The sequence below is a fragment of the Kitasatospora sp. NPDC023176 genome (assembly GCF_055560495.1).
Genome location: NZ_JBVHIP010000001.1, coordinates 103,694 through 122,804 on the forward strand (window position 1 = coordinate 103,694; position 19,111 = coordinate 122,804).

Genomic DNA, 19,111 nt, shown 5'->3' on the forward strand with positions numbered 1-19,111 from the left:
GTCGGGGTGGGCTCGCTCCCGGGTTGCCGTCACGTCTTGGCGATCCGGGTGACGCCCACCCACAGCTGCTGCATCTGGGCCGTGGTCAGCTTCGCGCTGGGATTGACGTTGACGTTGAACGAGATCGACTTCCCTGGCTGGATGGGTGCTGTCGTCGCATCGACCCCCGGGCCTCCGGGCTGCCCGGTCTCGCTGCCGATTGCCTGGGTGACATGGAAGGAGTAGATGACCGGCGCCTGGCAGGGGTTGGTGAACTCGAAGGTCACGATGACCATGTTCACGTCGAGCTGGGCGTTGAGGAGTTGGGCCTCGTTGCCGGAGTCGTCGGCTGGGATCCCGCACGGGTCGGCGGCGGTCTTCACGGCCTTGACGTCGTCGAGTTCGGGCGCCCCCTGGGCCGGCTTGTAGGGCAGTCGGGCGGCGGGTATCGCCACTTCCAGCTGTCCGGTTGCCACCGCAGTGGGGCTCGGCGCCAAAGCCAGCGTCGAGCTCGGCGTTGAAGTCGTGATCGTTGGCGGAGTCGTGGTCGCCGACGGGGTCGGACTTGATGCCTCGGCCGGCGGTGAGGCTGCCGGGTGCGCGGTGGTGGTGCTGGCGCACGCGGCGGTCAACAGGACGACGGCCAATGCCGGGAAAGCGCGACGCACGAAACCCCTCCCAGGGGTTGTGGCGGTTTGGTGCGGCCAGTGTGGCAACGCCTCGATCACCCCGTCGTGAGCTTTGCCGGACCGTGACCGATACCGCCGGAGGTGATGAAGGGTGGCGCAGGCCATCGCAGGGCAGCCGTACACGCTGAGCCTGAACTTCTACGACGAGACCACAGGCAAACTCGCAGACCCGACGTCGGTCCAACTCGACATCACCTACGGACAGCAGGTCGGCTTCGTGCCGGACACCGCCGGGCCGTACACCTACCAAGGCGCCTCCACGGTGACGTCCGGCCAGGTCTGGCGGACGGGCCCAGGCCAGTACTCCTGTGTCTGGAACGTACCCGCTACCGCAGCTCAGGGCGTGTACGTGGCCAACTGGACCTGCGGCTACGGTGTCTCGACCTGGCTCGGCGTCGAGGACTTCACCGTCATGGGCGGCCTCCAGCCGCCGGTGCAGGCCGGCGACGTGGGGTTCTGGACCGGCGGCCTGGTCTACGGCGGTCTGGACATCGAGTTCGGGCAGGTAGACGTCAACGGCATCGCCTGGATCTGGCAGAAGCTGGAGGGCTGGGACGGCCCCGACGTCCAAGGCGCCGGTGTCATCGCCAGAGCCGGCGACCACGGCGCGTGGGCCTCTCCACAGTTCTTCGCGGCCCGCACCATGACCCTGACCGTCACAGCCTCGGCCCCGACGCAGGCCCTGCGGGACCAGGCACGCGCCCTGCTTCAACAGGCGGTGCCCGTCAGTGACCTGGCGATGCTGCGCTATGACGAGCCGGTCCCGAAGTTCGCATGGATCCGCCGCTCGGGAAAGATCACGGAAGCGTACCCGACCCTGGCTGACGTGACCTTCACGATCGGACTGGTCGCCCCGGACCCCCGGCGGTACGCCATGGCACAGAGGTCCCTGACGATCGGCCTGACGCCCGCCGCAGGCGGCGGCACCATGGTGGAACCCTTCACAGTGCCGTTCGGTCTGGCGCCGGCTGCCGCGCCGGGTGCCGCGGTGGCCCTGAACGGCGGGTCCTTCCAGTCGCCCCCGGTCGCGGTCGTGGCTGGCCCGATCACCGGTCCCACCCTCACCAACCTGGCCACCAACCAGACCGTGTCCTGGTCCAGCCTGACCCTCAATACCGGTGACGTGCTTGTCGCCGATTTCCTCAACCGGCAGGCATACGTCAACCCCACCACGACCTCCACCTCGCCCGGCGTTCCCTCCACCGGGGGCACGTTCTGGCCCGCCGACGTCGGATCTTCGTGGTGGCAGCTCGGTCCCGGCACCAGTCAGATCGCGTTCGGCGGCACGGCCGGGCCAGGGGCCACCGTCACCTACTACTGGCGTGACAGCTATGTGTAAGGAGATCCCATGGCGACGCAGGTGACTACCTCCTTGCCGATGTGGCTCGCCGGGGCGACGTATGACGCCAACGGCGGCAATGACCTGCGTAACTCCGGGGTCACGGCCTACTTCTACGACCAGGGCATCGCATCCGGCACCACCATCAGGGTGCTGGGCGGTGTCGTCGGCGGCTCCGGCCTCGGTGTCACTGCGGGCACCGGCATGGCCGTCCTGGTCCAGCCCGGCTCCTACGTGGTGCCCAACACCACGACTCCGACGGCAGGCGGCTATGCCAGCACCCTGCCCTCGCAGGCGACGCTGACCGTACAGACCGCAGACCCGTCCAACGCCCGCATTGACATCGTGGTGGCGTTCGTGTCCGACATTGGCACGTCGGCATCGTTCGGCGCAGTGCAGATCATCACCGGCGTGGCGGCCCCCTCGCCGGCGACGCCCGCCGCCCCGGCTAACTCGATCACGCTGGCCAGGCTGACAGTTCCGGCGGCGGCGACGTCCATCACGAACGCCATGATCGCCGACACCCGGACCTACACGACGACCACCGGCGGCGTCCTCGTCGCCCCGAAGGGCACTGTGTCCGGCTACCGGGGACAGGTCGCCTTCGACCCCGGTACCGGAGCCTGGTACCACAACAACGCCCCCGGGAGCAGCGACACCCGACTGCACGTTCTGCCGTGGACCCCAATGATCCAGACGCGAACAACTGGGTTCAGCTGGAACGGCTCCGAGCAGACGGTCCTGTCGACCACGGTCACCACCGACGGCTTCACTGACGTAGAGATCTATTTCAAGTGGGCTGGCGTGCAGTGCAATCGGGGATCGGCGTCACTGTCCTTCGAAGTGGCCTACGTCATGTACATCGACTCGGTAGCGGTCGACGGGTTCTGGACGCCCCCACTGCCTGCGGACGGCACCACCTGGAGCGGCGGCTCCTGGTCGTATTTCACCAGCCCCGGAGTGGGTGACACCCCGTCTGCGGGCACCCATACGGTGAAGGTCACCGCGTCAAACAGCGGCGGCTACGCGACAACGATCTACTCCAGCTCCGGCAACAAGACGCTCCTGCGCGTCGGCCCAGAGGCGCTGTGAGCAGCTACACCTACGTCGCAACCGACCTGATCTCCGGCAGGGTCCTCGCTGACAGCTTGCCCATGACGGTGCAGTCGTTCGGGATGCAGCTCAACGGCTCGGGAACCCTCAACGGGGCCCTCACTCTCAACGAGCTGTACTCGACCAACGCCCCGTTCGTCACCGCACTCGAATGCCGCCGCGCCGTCCTGTGGGTACTGCAGGACGGCTACCCGGTGTGGGTGGGCATCGTATGGGACTGGCCCGACCAGGGACGTCGCGGCACTCTCCCGATTTCCGCCCAGACGGTCGACACCCTGTGGTCCCACCGCCTGATCACCGACACCCTTGTCTACGCCCAGGTGGACCTGTTCCAGGCCTTCATCGATCTCGTCTCCTACGGCCTGTCCAAGGAGTCCGATTTCATCTCCTCCGTTTCGCCGGCCGCCACCCGCTCCCCTGCCTACCTGGCCGCCGTCGCCGCGAACGGAGGCATGTCCCGTCTGGTTATGCCCATGGGCGCTGCGGCCTCGGCCGGGGTGCCGTGGACCGCCTCCTACCAGTACTCCGACCTCACGCAAATCAGCAGCGCCTGGCAGGACATGTGCGCGTCGGGGAACTTGGAGTACGCGTTCGTCCCAGGGTTGGACTCCTCTGGCAACCTGGCCATCTTCCTTCGACTCGCGTACCTGCGGATGGGCCGACCAGCATCGGCCTCCGGATACAACCTCATCTATCCGGGCAACGCGCTGGACTACGGTTACCAGCGCACCGGATCACAGTCCTCGAACGTGGTCTGGGCGACCGCGCCGCCGAACGGCGCCGCCCTGCAGTGGCAGTCCGTGTACCCGCATGGCGCGGACGCCAGAGACCTGGCCGCCGGATACCCGCTGATGGAGTCCACCGTCTCGTGGCAAGGGTCGTGGGTTGTATCGCAGGCCCAGATCGACGGCTTCGCCGATGGCGAGGTACAGCTGAAGACCCAGGCCATGACCGCCCCGATCGTGACCGTCGGCGGCGCCGGCTACCCGCGGCTCAGGGACATCGTCCTCGGCGACAGCACCACTCTGGTCGCAACCTCGGACCTGCACCCGCCCAAACCCGACGGCTCTCCAGGTCTCATCCAGCAGGTACGCGTCGTCGGCTGGTCGTGCCGGCCACCCGGCCCGAAGCAGTCCGAGAGCATCCAGCTCCAGACCTCCGGCGTCACCGTCGGATAGCACCCGAGAAGGGGTGACCACCCGTGCCCCGATACCCCAGCCCACTGGAGGGGCGGTTCGCGGCGACGCTCCAGGACATCCTGCGCCGACTCTCCCGCCTCGAAGTACACACGGCCGGCATCGACTCGGGGTTTCCCCTCGCGGCACTGCCCGGGGTCATCGACTCCGGCTACAGCAGCGGAGACCCGAAGGCATACATCAACGGATCGACCACCCTCACCGGCCCGTACCAGCACCTCGCCTCGTACTCCCCGGCGGCCGGCGACAGGGTGCTGATGCTGCCCGTCGGGGTGCAGCAGACCTACGTCATTCTGGGCAAACTCGCCTGATGGGGGGACACATGACCGCCAACGTGTACGGCATCGCCAACACCGGCAAGGGGATCTACATCCCACCGGGATGGGGCTCAATCTGGAAGGCCAAGCTGACAGTCGCACAGGCCGGCACGGGAACCGCCGTTGCCGCCGCCATAGGCGGCTCCTCCACGCAGGGCTACTACGCGTCAGACCTGCGCTTCAAGAGCTGGCTGGGGACGCTGCGCAGTTCACTGCAGACCACCTACGGAGTCGGCGGCTCCGGGTTCCGGTCCTCCTCCATGACAGCCCTGTTCCAGAGCGCGAACGGCGTCCCCGCGGCAGCCACCAGCGTCTACAACTCCGTCGGCAACCTGGCCACCCTCGGCGGCACCTGGAGTGCTGGAGGCAACGCCTACGGCCCCGGCGGCTACTACGTGTACACGCAGGCGCCGGGAGCCACGTGGACTCTCTCGGTGAGGGGCACCATCGTCAAGATCTTCACTGTGGACGGCGGAGGCAATCACGCCAACTGGACATACTCGATCGACGGCGGTGCGGCGGTCACCGTGACCGACTCCGGATCCGCCCAGGCCACCATCCGGACAACGGTCATCAGCGGTCTGTCTGTTGGAGCCCACCAGGTCGTCATCACCTACGCCGGAACCGGCACGAACTTCCTGTCGGTGGTAGGCATCGCCGGCGAAAACACCACCGGGGTGATCGTCAACGACTTCTCCCGCTACGGCAGCAGGGCCGGCGACTACGCCCTCGCCGACCAGACCCTGGCCACCCCGTTCAACGCCGGCGCCGCCTACCCCGCCGACCTGGTGATCCTCACCCACGGACCCAACGACGCCGTCCACGGCGACACCGGCGACACCTGGGCCCGGAACATGCGGCTGCTCATGCAGAACGTCCGAGACGCCAACTCCAGCGCCGAACTGATGATCGTGCTCCCCAACGTCGGCAGCTTCGACACCACGAACTACATGTACCAGGACTACGCCGGCCCCGCCCGAGGACTGGCGGAAGCGTTCGGAGCGGCCCTCGTCGACTTCTGGACCATCGGCAACAACAGCTGGAACTACTGGAACTCGCTCGGCTACTGGGCCTCGGCATCCACCCCGGGCGCAGCCGGGTCCGACACCGTCCACCCTTCCGACGCGGGCCACCAGTTCATTGCGAACACCCTGCTGCCGTTCCTGACGACCTGACAGGGAGAACGCGATGACCTCCATCCCCGCCCCGGTCTACACGACCACCGGTAGCGCCGTGTACACCGGCACCGTCACCGCCCAGGGCGGCACTCTCACCGTCACCAACACCTCCACCCCCCACTCCGCCAGCCTCAGCGTCGACGGCGCCATCACGGGTCTCACCGAATCCCTCAGCGCGGCGGCCCCCAGCGGCGGCGTGCTTCAGGTCACCAACACGACTTCTGCGCCGACGGCCGCGAACATCGGCATCACCTCGAACGCCGCAGCCGACAAGACCCTGGCCGTGCAGGTGGCAGGAGACACGCAGCCCCGACTCACCGTGGACTCCAACGGAAAACTCGGCTGGGGACCGGGCGGCTCCACCGCTACCGACACCGACCTCTACCGCTCCTCCGCCGGCGCCCTAACCACCGACGGCTCCCTGGCCGTCGGAACCAACCTGTCGGCCGCTGGAACCTCCACCCTCACCGGGAACGTGGCCGCCGGGGCCAACCTGTCCGTCGCAGGCACCTCGGCCCTCACCGGCGCAGTGACCACCAGCGGCACCCTCGGCGTCGGCACGAACCTGTCCGTCACGGGAACATCCACCCTCACCGGCGCGGTGACGGCCAACGGAACCGTCAACGTCGGCACCAACCTGACGGTCACAGGTACCTCCACGCTCACCGGGAACGTGACAGCCAGCGGAAATCTGACCGTCACGGGATCCGCAACCGCCGCCGGAGTCGCCTTCCCGGCAGGGGTCTACTTCCCGGCCGATCATGGCTTCGCGGCCTGGACCTACGACCCGACCGGCGCGGTCAACACCAGTCTGACCACCAGCGGAACCCTCTATCTCGCCCGGGTGCCGATCAGGTCCGCCACTACGCTCACCAAGGCGTACCTCAGCATCGCCACGGCGGCGTCCGGAGTCACCGCCAATCAGAACTTCGTCGGCCTCTACGACTCCGGCGGCACCCTGCGCGCATCCACGGCGGCTGGCTCCATCGACGCCAGCATCACCTCTCCAGGACTTCTCGCTGCGACGTTCAGCGCCTCGTACTCCGCCCCGGCGGGCATGTACTGGATCGCGTTCGTCAACAACGCCACCACCCCCACCACTCTCGGGCGCACAGGGACGTTCCTGGCGACACCGAATGCGAACCTCGCCGCATCGGCCTACCGCTTCGCCGTGAACGGCACCGGCCTGACGAGCATGCCCGCAACCATCACCCCCGGCAGCAACACCCTCAGCGGCATGATCACCATGTGGGCGGCCGCGGGCTGACGGCCCAGCGCAGGCCCCCCGCAATCACCTGAACCGCGAGCTGCAGCGGATCCCAATGGCGTATCCGCCTGCCCGCCAGCGACGTACCCCGACCTCCGCCCCCGCGGTGCCTGCGGGGGCTTCTTCATGCCCGGAGACCATCCATGGCCCTGCCCGACCTCGACGTGCTCGACAAGCACAAGGCCTGCGGCGGATTTCCGCCCGGCTACCCAACGAACGTCCGTACCTGGTACTCACCGGTCGACGACGTCCACGCCGTCCTGATCGACCTCATCAAGTCAGCCACCCAGAGTCTGATCGTCGCTCAGTACGGTTTCGACGACGACGAAATCGCCGAGCTCCTCAAAGAGAAGATCGCCGACGAGCATGTCTTCGTGCAGCTCAGCCTCGACTCGTCGCAAGCCGGCGGCGTGCACGAGCGGGAGATCCTGGCGCGGGAGGCATATCCGGCGTCCAGCATCGCGATCGGACGCTCCGAGAGGGGTGCTATTCAGCACATGAAGCTCCTGATCGTCGATGGCCTCGACGTGGTCACCGGCTCCACCAACTGGTCCCATTCCGGTGAGGCACTGCAGGACAATCAGCTCACGGTCATCCGTGATTCGCTGGTGGCCGCTGAGGCCCGCGCCCGCATCGACGCGATCCACCACCACATGCTCCGCGCCGCCCAGGGAGCTGCCTCGTGAACGGAGGCCCGGCTGCGGACGATCAGCTGCATCGGCACCCTGCGAATAAGGCCCGGCACGATGACCGAACCGTCGGCGACCGCATAGCCGACAGCCTCGCCTCCGGCATGGGCAGCTGGCGGTTCATCATCGGCCAGGCAGTGTTCACGGCGGCGTGGATCGCGGCGAACACGGTTCACGGGTGGTCCCGGTGGGATGAGTACCCGTTCGTCCTGCTCAATCTCGTCTACAGCTTCCAGGCTGGCTTCACCGGCCCGATACTGCTGCTCAGCCAGAACCGGCAAGCCGAGCACGACCGGCTGCGGGCGGAGCACGACTACGACGTCAACGAGGAAGCACTGGCCTGGAACAGGGCCATCGCCGCGCACCTCGGGGTGAGCGAACCAGGGAGTGAACGGGAGGACAGCTGATGGCGAACGCAATCGGCTATGACGTCAGCGACTACCAGGACAACATCCCCGCCGACGCCCAGTACGTCTTCGTGAAGGCGACGGAAGGCGGTCACACCGAGCAGGCCGGGTACACGGCGAAGGTCGCCGCGGCGCGCGCCCGAGGCCTACCACTCGGCCACTACCACTTCATCCACTGCGAGAACCCGGTCGACCAAGAGGTCGAGCACTTCTGTCGGGTCGTCGGCCAGGTGCCTGCTTCGGATCTGCTGGCGCTGGACTTCGAGCCGTACGGGCAGGGTGTGAGTGACGCGGCCTGCACTGCGGCGAAGAACGCGTGGTTGGCGGCCGTCAAGTCGCGTTACCCGAACAACAAGGTCGGCATGTACGTCGACCTGGACTGGTGGCACCGCACGGATGGCAACTGCGGGGACTTCCTGTGGATCGCCGATTACGGGCACCCCGCCGGGCAGCCTTCGGTTCAGCACCCCTGGAGTTTTCACCAGTTCACGCAGTCGCCGTTGGACGAAGACGTCTTCAACGGGAGCGCGGCCGATCTTCAGGCTTGGGTAGGCGCGACGACTTCGGCGCCCACTTCCGTATCCGTGCCGAGCCAGGCGGGGCCGTGGGTCTCCCCGGGCCGGGTGACGCGGGATCAGTGGGGTTCGGTGGCTCCGTCGGGCGCGTATACGCCCATGACGAACGCCGCAGGCGTGAAGATCCACTATCTGGGCAGCGCCTACACCTTCGGCGACCACTCCACGTGCGCGGCCTACATCCGGCGAATCCAGGCCTCCCACATGGCCGACCCGAAGGAACACTGGGTCGACATCGCCTACAACGAGTTGGTGTGCGAGCACGGCTACCGGTTCGAGGGCCGCGGCCACAACGTCAGGTCCGGCGCGAACGGCGACCAGAACCTCAACGCCCAGCACTACGCGATCTGCGCGCTGCTCGGCTCGTCCGGCTCCACCACGCCGACCGCCGCCCAGCTCAACGGCCTGCGGGACGCCATCGAGGACTACCAGCACAACGCCGCCGCCGGCCCGGAGATCCGCGGCCACCGCGACGGCTACTCCACTGACTGCCCCGGCGACCCGCTCTACGCCTGGGTCCAGGCGGGAGCCCCCAGACCCCAGGAGGACGATGTGACCCCCGACGAACTGCTGTCCGCGCGCATGCCGGACTACGCCGCGGTGCCCGACAGCACCGGCAAGCCGTACGTGCCGACCGTGGGCGAGGTGCTGAACGGCGCCAAGACCGCCGACGCGCAGCTCGCGCAGCTCCGAGCGGACCTGCCGCAGCTGCTGCTGTCCGCCCCGATGCCGGACTACGCGGTACTGGCGGACGGGTACCGGCCGACCGTAGGTGAGGTGCTCAACGGCAGCAAGACTGCGGGCGCACAAATCACGGCACTGACGGCGCAGGTGACCGCCCAGTCCGCGGCGATCACCGCACTGGCCACCCAGCTTGGCCAGCAGCACGCTGGCGTCGACACGGCGGCTGTCGTCGCGGCCGTGCAGCAGGCAATCGCTGCGGCGACGGTGCACGTCCAGGTCGACGTGGCCGGCTCCGTCTCCTCGACCGGAAAGGCCGCATCGTGATGCCGCGAATCTTCGGCCGGGAGCCGGCGCTGTGGCTCGCTCTGGTCTCCGTCATCATCAAGACCCTCGCGGCGTTCGGCCTGCACGTCACCACCGACCAGCAGTCCACGATCAACGCGACGGCTGCGGCCCTGGTCGGTCTCGCGGTCGCGGTCATCGCCCACGACGGCGTCAGCGCGGCGCTGTTGGGAGCGGTGCAGGCGGTCATCGCGCTCGCCGTCGGGTTCGGCCTGCACTGGAGTGCCGATCAGCAGGCGGTCGTCATGTCCCTCGTTGCCGCGGGCGTTGCCATGTGGACCCGCACGCAGGTCACTGCTCCGGTTTCTGCTGCTGCTGCACCGGCCGGTCCGGCGATCGCGAGCCGCGAGTGACCACCCCTACCCCGACCCCTACGACCGTGGACTTGCTGGTGGTGCTGACGAGGTTGGAGACCAAGCTTGACGCCGCGACGATCGGGATCGCCGATCACGAGAGCAGACTCCGCGCCGTTGAGCAGACCGCCATCACCGAGGTCGACGTCGCTCATCTGAGATCCGATGTCGAGTCCCTCAAGCGCAACCGTTGGCCCTTGCCCACCATCGGCGCCATCGGCGGAGTCGTCGGCGCCCTGGCCGCGGTGTACGCCGTGGCGCATCCCTGAACCACCGCGCCCCCGTCCGGCCACTGCCGGGCGGGGGCGCTTCGTTGTGTCTAGTGAAGGTCGGTACGCCTGCCCCTACCCGGCCGTGAGGCCTTTGCCTCGCGGACTTCGTCAGCCCGGTAGCGGGCTTGGGGACGTTTGCTGACGGGGTGTGGCACGTAGTCCGCGGCTGCGACTCCCCAGCGGGAGAGGGTGCTGCTGGCGGATTTGGCCGAGGCGGCGCCGAGGAATTCGGCGACCTGGTCGATGGTCCAGAGTTCGGCGGTCATTGGGCCGTGTGCTCGCCCGCGACGCTGCGGATGAACTCGGCGGCGTCGTCGGTGATGGTGGTCCAGTGGTCGACGTTGAGGTCGCGGGGGTTGTCGGCGAGGAGTTCGGGCCGGTCGGGGTGCTGGGAGACGACGACGTTCTCCTCGCCGTCCTCGGCGATGAGCTGGTCGAGGGTGGCGTGGATGAGGCTGTGGGCCTCGGTGCGGTCGAGGCCGGTGAGGGTCTGGACCTCGTCGAGGAGGGGGTAGGTGGCGATGGTGCGGCCGCCGGTGTGGCTGTAGATGTCGGTGGTCATGGCGTCCTCCGTAGGTGGTGGCTGCGACATGGATAACTTTGACGTACGTACGGCGAAGTTGCAAGGGGGTGCGGCCTGTCTTTGGATTTCGCTACAGTCAGGGCATCGGCCCCGCGTTCGCGGGGATGATCCGCCCAGGTCACAGCCGCAGCAGTTGGCCCCGCGTTCGCGGGGATGGCCCGTGGCCCTGTTTCACCGTGACGTCGCGCCCGCGTTCGCGGGCAGTAGAACGCCCCCGCTCCCCTCAGGGAGAGCGGGGGCGCTTCGTCGTGTCCTAGCGGAACGGGATCGCCGCGGTGCTGCCACCGGCGAGCACGCTGGCGTACGCGTCCTCGTCGACGAGCGACCGGTAGTTGAGCACCGGATCTCCGGCACGCACGAGGGCAGTTGCGCATGCGAGACACCACGGCTGTGGCGGTTGGACGTCGAGGTCCTCGATTGCTGCTTCAGCGGTGCGGCACTGCTCGCAGATCGACATGCTGGCTGCCTTCCTGGCTGTCTCAGCCCCAGTTGGAACCGCAAGCAACGCAGCCCCATCGGCCGTCCATGGTCTGGTAGGTGCTCCCCGACCCGCAGACCGGGCACGACACGGCGGACGCGATCCGGTCGCTGTCCGGCAGGCTACCGCGCTGCGGGGTGGTGTGGTGGGTGGTCTGGATGGTCGGGCGGTCGAGCAGCAGGGACGCGCTCATGACGCTCTCCTCTAGGTTGAGGATGGGATGGGGATGCGCCCGGCCGGGGCATGAACCAGACAACCCCCGCAGCCGCCTGGCGGGGAGAGGTGGACGGTTCTCCCGCACGCCGTGTGCGTGCCCTGCATGCGCTGTGCGCGCCCTGCCCGCGTCGACCACCTGGTCGGTACGGTGGCCACCCCGTGCTGTCGGAGGGTGGCGCCGTGTCGCAGCAACGTCGGATCGGGACGGCTATCAGGGCCGCCCGGTGTGCACAGCGGATGACTCAGGCCCAACTGGGCCTGGCTAGCGGGTACTCGGCGTCCGCGATCAGCCGGATTGAAGCGGGCACGCTACGCCCGACTGAGCAGGCCTTACGGCTGATCGTGCAGGCCCTGGGCCTGTCGCCTGGGGCCTTCGGGCAGGGCCGACCGGCTACCCTGATCCAGGATGTGACCCTGGATCAGCAGGAGGACGCCATGCTCCGCAGGCAGCTACTCGTGGCCGGAATGGCGGCGGCGGGGGCTTCAGTGCTCCCGGCGGGGGCAGCGGTCGCCTCCCGGCCGGACGCGTCGGCCCGGATCGTTGGGGCGTTGTACGAGCCTGCGGTGTCGGCGCCCTCGTCTCTGCCGGAGCTCGGTCGGGCGCTGGCCGCAGCGCGCGCGCAGTTCACCGCGGCACGGTATGCGGACCTCGGGGAGGCTCTGCCCACCCTGCTGGGGACGGCCCAGGCGACCCGCGAGCACCTGTCGGGCAGCGCCCGTGAGGAGGCTCACGCGTGTGTGGCCCGAGCCTGGGTCCTGGCGACGGAACTCGCCTTGAAGGGGCACTCTGATGTCGCCTGGCCAGCGGCGGACCGGGCCCTTGCTGCGGCTCAGGCGAGCGGCGATCCGGTGGTTCAGGGTGAGGCGGCGCGGGTGTTGGCGATCACCATGCGGCGCGCTGGACGGCCGGCTGCCGCCGTTGATCTCCTGCGCCGCACTGCTGGATCGCTCGGCCAGGGCCCGGGTGACACCTCCCGTGCGGTCGCGGCGACCTTGCTGATGACGGCTGCCTACACGGCCGCGTGCGGTCAGCGCCGCGGCGACGCCCTCGACCTCATGGCAGGTGCCGAGGACGCGGTCGGCCGCGTGGCCGGCGCTGGGCCTAGTCTGCAAACCGCGCTGTTCACGGTCGACGCCACGGCTGCACAGGCTGACCTGTACTGGATCGGCGTGCACACCGCGCTGGGCACGCCGGACGAGGGCGTGCCATACGCGGCGCGGATCGTCCCGGGACGGCTGCCGACCGCGGAGCGTCAGGCCCGGTACGGGACCGATTGCGCCCGCATGTGGCACCACCTCGGCGACCATCGCAGGACGTTTGCGGCCCTGCGGTTCACCGAGCAGGCGGCGCCGGAGGAGGTCCGACGCCCGGCCCTGCGGGCCCTGACCGCCGACTTGCTGTACGCGCCGGTCACGGTACCCGGCGTACGGGAACTCGCGGCACGTACGGGTGTCGTCTAGGAGTACATCACGGGGTGTCGCCGGTCCACCGCCAGACGCCGTACAGGGTCACGGTTTCCCAGTTCTCCATGGGGCCATGATGCCCGAGGTCAGGCTGCAGCTTCCTCGCCGTCGAGGTGGGCCTTGGCCGCGTCCATGGAGGCCTGCCAGGTCTGCGCGTAGCAGGCGCTGGTGCGTGCCTGTTCCCAGATGGGGTGGGCGCGCAGGGCCAGGGCCGCGGCCACGTACGTGTCCCGGGCGGCGTCCACGTCGCCGCCGGCCTCGCGGGCCGCGCTCATCGCCCGGTCGGCCTCCAGCGCGGCAGCGTGGAGGGGCAGCAGATCATCGGGGAGCGGCAGCGGCTTGGGCATGCCGCCATCGTAGGCACCTCTGGCAGGATGACGCGGACCGCCCCACCTAGATCACGAGGTGCCAGTGAGTAGCGAGTGGACCGTCCACGGCAGCCGGCCTGTGTACACCAGCCAGTGGGTGAACTTGGACCTCGTGGAGGTTGAACCGCCGGGGCGTCCCCGCTACGAGCACCATCTGGTGCGGTTCGCCCCGGTCGCCGCGACAGTGGTGATCAACGACCAGGGGGAGGTTCTGATGATGTGGCGCCACCGGTTCGCCACACAGACCTGGAACTGGGAGATCCCCAGCGGCATCGTCGAAAACGGCGAGACCCTTGAGGCCGCGGCCGCCCGCGAGGTCTTGGAGGAAACCGGCTGGCAGGTGGGAACGGTCGAGCCGCTCGCCTACAACCAGCCGATCGGCGGCATGAGCAACGCCGAGCACCATGTGTTCCTCGCCCGCGGCGCAACGTACGTCGCACCGCCGGTGGACACCCACGAGGCCGACCGGATCGAGTGGATCCCGCTGGACCGCATCCAGGGCATGATCGACCGCCGTGAGATCGTGGCCGGCGTCGCGGTCACCGGCCTACTGCAGGTACTGGCGCGCCGGCCTTAGCCCTCCAGAGCGGGGACCGCCTCCGCGGCGATCATCTCGCGCAGGTCGGCCACCAGCGGCATCCGCGCGGCCCGTGCCGGCACAGCGGCGACCACATCCCGAGCCCTGGAAACGACGATGCCTGTCCGATGCTCGGCGGGGATGGTGCCGAGGGCGAGCATGCCGACCTGGGCTGCTGCAGCGATCTCACCGACTCCGATGAGGCTGGTCGCCTGGTCCATCGCGATGAGTGCCCGGTCGAGGTGCTCGTCGGGGGCGTACAGGGCAAGGGCCTCGTCGAGGGCGAGCTGGGCTCGGCGGGTGTCGCCGAGGGTGGTGTACATGCTGCCGATATGCCAGCGGAGTTGGCGTTCGGTGTAGCCGTAGGCGAGGTCGCCGGTGTGGGTGGTGTCGAGGCGGGCGAAGGCACGCTCGGCCAGGGTCATGGCCTGGCGGGCGTCGTCGGCACGGCCCATGCGGGCGAGGGACCGCGCTTCGAGGGCGGGCGCCCACGCTGCGGTTGCACAGACGGTGTTGCCGGCGAGGAGCCGGGCACGTTCGGCGAGACGGGCGGCCGCGGCGGGCGCGCCGTAGTAGAAGGGGATGACGGCCTCGCGGGCGACCAGCCACGCTCGGAGGGCCCGGTCACCGGTCTCCTCGGCGGCGAGCTGGGCGCATCGATACCAGCCGCGGGCTTCCCGATGCTCGCCGAGGGCAACAAGAGCGATGCCGGTGGTGGCTGCGAGGCGGGCGGCTACGTGGCAGAGCCGGGCCCGGTGATCGGCGTGCTGGCTCCGGCCGAGCAGTGAGCGCACCTCGGCGAAGTCCAAGACGGCGCCGGCGAGGATCTCCCCCGGGGAGGTGTGCTGGTAGGCCTGCCCGTACTCGGTGGCCGCGTCCTCCCACTGATCGATGGTGGTATCGGCGACGGATCCGGTGAGGGTCCGGGTCATCTCCTGCCGGACGCTGGCCAGGGCGGTCATGACGGGGCTGGGGAGGGTGACACCGGCAGAGCCGAGGAGGGTACGCAGTATGGCGTTCCTGGTGTCCTCCGACTCGTCCTGCGGAGCGCCAGCGTCATGTTGGATGGTGGCAGGGGCGGCGGGCGGGTGCTGCTCGGTCCCGGCAGGCGTGTAGTCGGCGCCGTAGCCCAGGCGGTCGGGGCGAGTCTGGTACAGGCGACAGAGACCGTCGAGCCTTGGATCGCTAGGCCGTGTACCGCCCCGCTCCCACGACGAGAGCTGCTGGACGGTGACGCGGTGCCCGACGTCGGCGAGCGCCATCACGGCGTCCTGGAGGGTCCAGCCGCGGGCGAGCCTGGCGGCCTGCAGGAGGGTGACCTGGCACTGGTTGGCGATGGCCTGAACGACCTGCCAGGGGGCCCAGCCTGACGCGTGGGCCTGGGCTACGAGGCTGGCCGCAGCCTGCCGAATGGTGGCACGGGGCACCAACGCCTCCGGGACGCAGCAGGGAATGTGTCTCCACGTTAGGTCACACCGTCAGTCCGGCTGGGCCGGTTTCATCACGTCGCCGTGAAACGCCGGCCCATGTGCCGACGGCGCCATGATTTCGGGCCCGCTTCATGGCGCCGCTGTCATTGTCCAGATCTGGGCCCCGGGCGGATCCTCTCGGCATGGACACCCCGCCAACGCAGGTATGCACCACGGTCGAGTACCGGCCGTTCGACGGCGCGCCCCGAGAAATCCGGGTGACAGGCGAACAACTGCACCGTCAGGTCTGCGCCCTGGGCGTGGATTGCACGGGCGATGTCCTGGTCGACGCCGGGCACGTCTACACGTCCACCAGCACCGGTAAGCGGGTGTACGGCTGGCCCGTGGTGGCCCACCCCCAGTGTCTCGAGGAGGCGTTGTGACTGCCGTCGTGGCGTCGTGGCCGCCTCCCCCGGACAGCATCGTTGTCCGCATCGACGTCCGGCCTGCCGGCAGGTACGTCTCGCCGGAGTGCCAGCTCGGCGCGCACTGGGCATGCCCGGGCGGGATCCGCAGCGAGGCTCGCGTCCCGATCCTCGCATGTCTCTGCCTTACCACGGGCTGCTCGTGCAGCCGACACCTACCAGGAGGTGCTTGATGCCCACCCGCATCTCGGTGGAGTTCCGGCCGATCAGTGGGCCGATCCGCCAGATCACGGTGACCCCGGAGCAGTGGCACGGCAAAGTGTGCGCCGTGGGCAACGGCTGCATCGGCGAGCTGCGGGTAGTCGGTGATCTGTGCAACAAGGCCGAGCACCCCGGCAGCCTGGAGTACCTCCGGCCCGCCTACGCCCACCTGGACTGCCTGCGGCCCGTGGAACGCGAGCTGCCCAGCCTCCGCCGCCGACCGACCGTCACACCGACCTGGTGACCCGCGCAGGCGGGATCCCGGCCACCCCGGTCGAGTACGGGCGGTGCGTGACGTGCTGGGGCTGGGGCTGGGGGCCGTGGGTCGCGGACCTCACGGCAAGCATCGCCCTCGTAGCGCACTGCCTGCCGCAACCTGCTCCGAACGCGCCTCCGGAGGGCGACCGCGGGCCACGATGGTGGCTCGCAGCACAACGAGAGGACAGCCGATGAGCGGGAGCATCCCCCCGGACGCCCAGGGCCGGTGGCGCGGCCAGCGAGGCCGCGCTTCCCGAGGCCCCACCCGGACACCCCTGCATCCCCCCATGCCGCTGCCGGACGAGATGCCAGCGGCCGAGGAGAACGAGGAGGAGGAGACCACCATGCAGGACGACGGACAGCGCAAGCCCAGCGGGAACCCGGGCGGCCTGGGCCACCCACCGCCGCCGGCGCCGGGGCCATCCAGCCCACCCCCGCCGAGCCCGCCGCCGACCGAGTAGCGACTCCCCTGGCCGGCCCTACGGCGGTACAGCCGGCCTACTCGTCGCGGAAGAGGCGCCACAGCGGCACGCCGATCGCCCGCGCAATGGCGCTGAGCTGATCCAGAGTCGGCGCGACGATCCCGTTCTCGAAGCGGCCGATCGTTCGCCGGTCAATCCGCGAGTGTTCGCCGAGCTGTTCCTGAGTGAGGTTGGCCTGTCGCCTCAGTGAATGGATCCGCGCCCCTACGTCTCGCCGGTCGCGGATCTGCTGGTCAGTGGGGGTATACGGGGCAGGCACCCCTTGACGCTGGCGCGCTAGTGATCAAAAGTCTGTACCGGTACGCAGCCATTTATCGAAACCACGTTCGGGCTACTATGCATCTCCCGAGCCGCGACTACAGACATGTAGTCGCTAGAGACCTTGATCACTCTGCCAAAGCAGCACTAGGTGCGTACACCCAGCGCATGCGACGATCCGCCCGCACCCCACCAACCCGCCGAAAACACCAGCCCACAACACACCTGGAGGCACCGTGCCAACAGGCTGCAGGACCCCACACACCGCAGCCGCCGACCGAACCCGCCGGGCACCTGGACGCCGCTTAACCCCGCCCCCCACAGGAGACCGCACCCAGGCCTGACAGGACGACAGCGCAATGCAGCCAGACCCCCGCACCCTCATCGACCAGATCCGCGTAGCCGGTCTTCAGTTCCTCATGACCGGGCACACCGACGACTTCCGACGCATCATCGGGCCCCTGCTCGAACCCGGCACGTTCGACACCAACACGTGCCGCGTCTACATCGCCCACGGCCCCGCCCCCGACCGCAGCCGTGTCCTCGCCGCATGCCAGGACGCCGTCGGCACGCGCGCATTCGTCACCCGCTGCCTCGCCTACGAGGGCGACGTCATCGTCATCGCCCCCCTGAACACGCCCGCCGGGTCACCCGCAACGGGATGGGACCTGACCGGCATGCGCCTCAGGCACCTCCTCGAGCCATTGCCCGACTGGCACCTCGGCGGCAGCGGAATCTCCAGCCTCGACCACGTCGCCCAGGCCTACCGAGACGCCTCCAACGCCCTGCTCAGCGCCCGGTACACCGCCGAACGAGCCGCCCTGTACAGCTCCGATATAAGGCTCGCGTCCGTAGTCGGCCCTGGAGCGGCGAGTTGGGCCGCCACCTTCCTCGCCCCCCTACTCGCCCAGCCGGCAGGCCGCGCCGAACAGCTGGTCGATACCGTGCGTCTTGGCCTGGTCTTCAACCACTCGGCGGCCGCGAAAATGATCCCCACGGGCCGGAACGTCGTCGCGAAGCGCATGCGGTACGTCGGCACTCTCCTGGGGCTCAACCTGGACCGGTTCCCGGACAGGGCCGCATTGGACCTCGCCCTCGAGATCAACGCCACCGCCGACTGCAACGCTAGCCCCTCTGACGGCACGCCCACTCTGGCTGATCTCCTCGCCACTCCGGAGGTCCGTAACTGGGCAGAGTCACTTCTCGGGCGCCTCGACGCGGACACGCGACCCCTGCGCCGAACGGTGACGACGTGGCTTGGACATGACGGTCACGTTGCTGGCGCCGCAAAGGCGCTCGGGCTGCGGCCAGCGGCGGTTCGCGAGCACCTGCGCGCGGCCGAGGCACTTCTCCACCGGCGGCTTCTCGGCTCCCTGCCGAGCGAGGCTGATGAATCGGACTTGGGGGTGGTGGGAAGCGGGGGCGCCTACCTCGCGGCGGCGGCGCTCGGCGAGATCGAGGTGGACATGTGGCCTGACATGCGCCGCAGACCATGATGATGGTCAGACAAAAAGTGCAGATGTTGTGCGAACGAAGCGAAACAGGTGCACTTTTTCCGTTCCGTGCGCCGGGCGTACGCCCCTACCGTAGTCCTCCCGCGCCAGGAGATCGATCAGTCTCAGCCAGCCCTGGAGGCCTCGGTGACCACCCTCACGATCCTAGGCAACACTCCGCACGCGACCACGATCACCAGCCGCCTCATCAACGCCGGCTTCACCCTGCACGCACCTGACGCCCCGAGCGCAGCAAGAGGCCCCATCAGAGCGCTCCTCACTGCCTACGACTCGGCCGCCGCTTCCAGGGAAGCGGCGGCCCGCGGCTCTACCTGCGCTGCCTGCCGCCGCTTACTGGATCGACCTGAGCCCATCAACCGGCGACGACGCCAGCGCTGGCCTCGCCCGGCAACACGGGGTCACCCGCATACAGGCCACG

At 68.9% G+C, this 19,111-nt stretch carries 23 protein-coding genes; 17 read left to right on the forward strand and 6 right to left on the reverse strand.

The features are described from left to right. Window positions 1–29: 29 nt before the first annotated feature. Complete coding sequence (locus ACZ3YL_RS00790; RefSeq protein ID WP_465654468.1) at window positions 30–455, reverse strand: hypothetical protein; 426 nt, start codon at window positions 453–455, stop codon at window positions 30–32. A gap of 304 nt (window positions 456–759) precedes the next feature. On the opposite strand from ACZ3YL_RS00790, the gene ACZ3YL_RS00795 reads away from it, so the two are divergent. The 11 genes from ACZ3YL_RS00795 (at window position 760) to ACZ3YL_RS00845 (ending at window position 10,397) form a co-directional block, all read left to right on the forward strand. Beyond that, window positions 760–2,007 (forward strand): phage tail family protein, encoded by a 1,248-nt coding sequence (locus ACZ3YL_RS00795; protein WP_465654470.1) that lies wholly within the window; start codon window positions 760–762, stop codon window positions 2,005–2,007. A 9-nt stretch (window positions 2,008–2,016) separates the two neighbouring features. Next, complete coding sequence (locus tag ACZ3YL_RS00800) at window positions 2,017–3,099, forward strand: hypothetical protein (protein ID WP_465654472.1); 1,083 nt, start codon at window positions 2,017–2,019, stop codon at window positions 3,097–3,099. After that, window positions 3,096–4,298, forward strand: a complete 1,203-nt coding sequence (locus tag ACZ3YL_RS00805; RefSeq protein WP_465654474.1) for a nucleoside phosphorylase-I family protein — start codon at window positions 3,096–3,098, stop codon at window positions 4,296–4,298. The genes ACZ3YL_RS00800 and ACZ3YL_RS00805 overlap by 4 nt, the downstream gene beginning before the upstream one ends. A gap of 23 nt (window positions 4,299–4,321) precedes the next feature. Continuing rightward, window positions 4,322–4,627: a hypothetical protein gene (locus ACZ3YL_RS00810; RefSeq protein ID WP_465654476.1), complete on the forward strand. Its 306-nt coding sequence runs from the start codon at window positions 4,322–4,324 to the stop codon at window positions 4,625–4,627. Between the two features lie 11 nt (window positions 4,628–4,638). Continuing rightward, window positions 4,639–5,808 (forward strand): GDSL-type esterase/lipase family protein, encoded by a 1,170-nt coding sequence (locus ACZ3YL_RS00815; protein ID WP_465654478.1) that lies wholly within the window; start codon window positions 4,639–4,641, stop codon window positions 5,806–5,808. Between the two features lie 13 nt (window positions 5,809–5,821). After that, window positions 5,822–7,078, forward strand: a complete 1,257-nt coding sequence (locus ACZ3YL_RS00820; protein WP_465654480.1) for a beta strand repeat-containing protein — start codon at window positions 5,822–5,824, stop codon at window positions 7,076–7,078. Between the two features lie 143 nt (window positions 7,079–7,221). Then, on the forward strand, window positions 7,222–7,764 hold the full coding sequence (locus tag ACZ3YL_RS00825) for a phospholipase D-like domain-containing protein (RefSeq protein WP_465654481.1): 543 nt from the start codon (window positions 7,222–7,224) through the stop codon (window positions 7,762–7,764). After that, on the forward strand, window positions 7,761–8,174 hold the full coding sequence (locus tag ACZ3YL_RS00830) for a DUF1003 domain-containing protein (protein ID WP_465654483.1): 414 nt from the start codon (window positions 7,761–7,763) through the stop codon (window positions 8,172–8,174). Before ACZ3YL_RS00825 ends, ACZ3YL_RS00830 begins: the two co-directional genes overlap by 4 nt. Then, on the forward strand, window positions 8,174–9,757 hold the full coding sequence (locus ACZ3YL_RS00835) for a GH25 family lysozyme (protein WP_465654485.1): 1,584 nt from the start codon (window positions 8,174–8,176) through the stop codon (window positions 9,755–9,757). Before ACZ3YL_RS00830 ends, ACZ3YL_RS00835 begins: the two co-directional genes overlap by 1 nt. After that, window positions 9,757–10,128 (forward strand): hypothetical protein, encoded by a 372-nt coding sequence (locus ACZ3YL_RS00840; RefSeq protein ID WP_465654487.1) that lies wholly within the window; start codon window positions 9,757–9,759, stop codon window positions 10,126–10,128. Before ACZ3YL_RS00835 ends, ACZ3YL_RS00840 begins: the two co-directional genes overlap by 1 nt. Before the next feature lie 26 nt (window positions 10,129–10,154). Continuing rightward, the gene (locus ACZ3YL_RS00845; protein WP_465654490.1) at window positions 10,155–10,397 is read left to right on the forward strand and encodes a hypothetical protein; all 243 of its coding nucleotides are present in this window, start codon (window positions 10,155–10,157) and stop codon (window positions 10,395–10,397) included. 265 nt (window positions 10,398–10,662) lie between these two features. On the opposite strand, the gene ACZ3YL_RS00850 is transcribed toward ACZ3YL_RS00845, so the two are convergent. Continuing rightward, window positions 10,663–10,962 carry a hypothetical protein gene (locus tag ACZ3YL_RS00850; RefSeq protein WP_465654492.1) on the reverse strand — a complete coding sequence of 100 codons (300 nt, stop codon included), beginning with the start codon at window positions 10,960–10,962 and terminating at the stop codon, window positions 10,663–10,665. A 500-nt stretch (window positions 10,963–11,462) separates the two neighbouring features. Further along, window positions 11,463–11,654, reverse strand: coding sequence for a hypothetical protein (locus tag ACZ3YL_RS00855; RefSeq protein WP_465654494.1), 192 nt, complete (start codon window positions 11,652–11,654; stop codon window positions 11,463–11,465). Window positions 11,655–11,857: 203 nt separating this feature from the next. Here ACZ3YL_RS00855 and ACZ3YL_RS00860 point away from each other — a divergent pair, with 203 nt between their 5' ends. Then, window positions 11,858–13,138, forward strand: coding sequence for a helix-turn-helix domain-containing protein (locus ACZ3YL_RS00860; protein ID WP_465654496.1), 1,281 nt, complete (start codon window positions 11,858–11,860; stop codon window positions 13,136–13,138). An 89-nt stretch (window positions 13,139–13,227) separates the two neighbouring features. Here ACZ3YL_RS00860 and ACZ3YL_RS00865 read toward each other — a convergent pair whose 3' ends face one another. Next, window positions 13,228–13,488 carry a hypothetical protein gene (locus ACZ3YL_RS00865; protein ID WP_465654498.1) on the reverse strand — a complete coding sequence of 87 codons (261 nt, stop codon included), beginning with the start codon at window positions 13,486–13,488 and terminating at the stop codon, window positions 13,228–13,230. A gap of 118 nt (window positions 13,489–13,606) precedes the next feature. Between ACZ3YL_RS00865 and ACZ3YL_RS00870 the strand changes: the two genes are divergently transcribed. After that, entirely contained in the window at window positions 13,607–14,086 is a 480-nt protein-coding gene (locus ACZ3YL_RS00870) for an NUDIX hydrolase (RefSeq protein ID WP_465654500.1), read from the forward strand. Here ACZ3YL_RS00870 and ACZ3YL_RS00875 read toward each other — a convergent pair. After that, window positions 14,083–15,513 (reverse strand): helix-turn-helix domain-containing protein, encoded by a 1,431-nt coding sequence (locus ACZ3YL_RS00875; protein ID WP_465654502.1) that lies wholly within the window; start codon window positions 15,511–15,513, stop codon window positions 14,083–14,085. The two genes, ACZ3YL_RS00870 and ACZ3YL_RS00875, sit on opposite strands and share 4 nt — an antisense overlap. A gap of 185 nt (window positions 15,514–15,698) precedes the next feature. Between ACZ3YL_RS00875 and ACZ3YL_RS00880 the strand changes: the two genes are divergently transcribed. From ACZ3YL_RS00880 to ACZ3YL_RS00890, 3 genes are all read left to right on the forward strand, one after another. Next, complete coding sequence (locus ACZ3YL_RS00880) at window positions 15,699–15,938, forward strand: hypothetical protein (protein WP_465654504.1); 240 nt, start codon at window positions 15,699–15,701, stop codon at window positions 15,936–15,938. Window positions 15,939–16,152: 214 nt separating this feature from the next. Further along, window positions 16,153–16,425, forward strand: a complete 273-nt coding sequence (locus ACZ3YL_RS00885) for a hypothetical protein (protein ID WP_465654506.1) — start codon at window positions 16,153–16,155, stop codon at window positions 16,423–16,425. 301 nt (window positions 16,426–16,726) lie between these two features. Next, window positions 16,727–16,900, forward strand: coding sequence for a hypothetical protein (locus ACZ3YL_RS00890; RefSeq protein WP_465654508.1), 174 nt, complete (start codon window positions 16,727–16,729; stop codon window positions 16,898–16,900). A 37-nt stretch (window positions 16,901–16,937) separates the two neighbouring features. On the opposite strand, the gene ACZ3YL_RS00895 is transcribed toward ACZ3YL_RS00890, so the two are convergent. After that, window positions 16,938–17,180 (reverse strand): helix-turn-helix domain-containing protein, encoded by a 243-nt coding sequence (locus ACZ3YL_RS00895; RefSeq protein WP_465654510.1) that lies wholly within the window; start codon window positions 17,178–17,180, stop codon window positions 16,938–16,940. A gap of 358 nt (window positions 17,181–17,538) precedes the next feature. Between ACZ3YL_RS00895 and ACZ3YL_RS00900 the strand changes: the two genes are divergently transcribed. Continuing rightward, the gene (locus ACZ3YL_RS00900; protein WP_465654512.1) at window positions 17,539–18,675 is read left to right on the forward strand and encodes a CdaR family protein; all 1,137 of its coding nucleotides are present in this window, start codon (window positions 17,539–17,541) and stop codon (window positions 18,673–18,675) included. The last annotated feature ends 436 nt before the right edge of the window (window positions 18,676–19,111 follow it).

Excerpts from the sequence above, each read along its gene's own strand:
- ACZ3YL_RS00880 (WP_465654504.1), top strand. The coding sequence starts at position 15,699 with ATGGACACCCCGCCAACGCAGGTATGCACCACGGTCGAGTACCGGCCG.
- ACZ3YL_RS00855 (WP_465654494.1), bottom strand. The coding sequence starts at position 11,654 with ATGAGCGCGTCCCTGCTGCTCGACCGCCCGACCATCCAGACCACCCAC.
- ACZ3YL_RS00840 (WP_465654487.1), top strand. The coding sequence starts at position 9,757 with ATGCCGCGAATCTTCGGCCGGGAGCCGGCGCTGTGGCTCGCTCTGGTC.
- ACZ3YL_RS00835 (WP_465654485.1), top strand. The coding sequence starts at position 8,174 with ATGGCGAACGCAATCGGCTATGACGTCAGCGACTACCAGGACAACATC.
- ACZ3YL_RS00820 (WP_465654480.1), top strand. The coding sequence starts at position 5,822 with ATGACCTCCATCCCCGCCCCGGTCTACACGACCACCGGTAGCGCCGTG.
- ACZ3YL_RS00900 (WP_465654512.1), top strand. The coding sequence starts at position 17,539 with ATGCAGCCAGACCCCCGCACCCTCATCGACCAGATCCGCGTAGCCGGT.
- ACZ3YL_RS00885 (WP_465654506.1), top strand. The coding sequence starts at position 16,153 with ATGCCCACCCGCATCTCGGTGGAGTTCCGGCCGATCAGTGGGCCGATC.
- ACZ3YL_RS00890 (WP_465654508.1), top strand. The coding sequence starts at position 16,727 with ATGCCGCTGCCGGACGAGATGCCAGCGGCCGAGGAGAACGAGGAGGAG.
- ACZ3YL_RS00825 (WP_465654481.1), top strand. The coding sequence starts at position 7,222 with ATGGCCCTGCCCGACCTCGACGTGCTCGACAAGCACAAGGCCTGCGGC.
- ACZ3YL_RS00815 (WP_465654478.1), top strand. The coding sequence starts at position 4,639 with ATGACCGCCAACGTGTACGGCATCGCCAACACCGGCAAGGGGATCTAC.
- ACZ3YL_RS00850 (WP_465654492.1), bottom strand. The coding sequence starts at position 10,962 with ATGACCACCGACATCTACAGCCACACCGGCGGCCGCACCATCGCCACC.
- ACZ3YL_RS00865 (WP_465654498.1), bottom strand. The coding sequence starts at position 13,488 with ATGCCCAAGCCGCTGCCGCTCCCCGATGATCTGCTGCCCCTCCACGCT.
- ACZ3YL_RS00800 (WP_465654472.1), top strand. The coding sequence starts at position 2,017 with ATGGCGACGCAGGTGACTACCTCCTTGCCGATGTGGCTCGCCGGGGCG.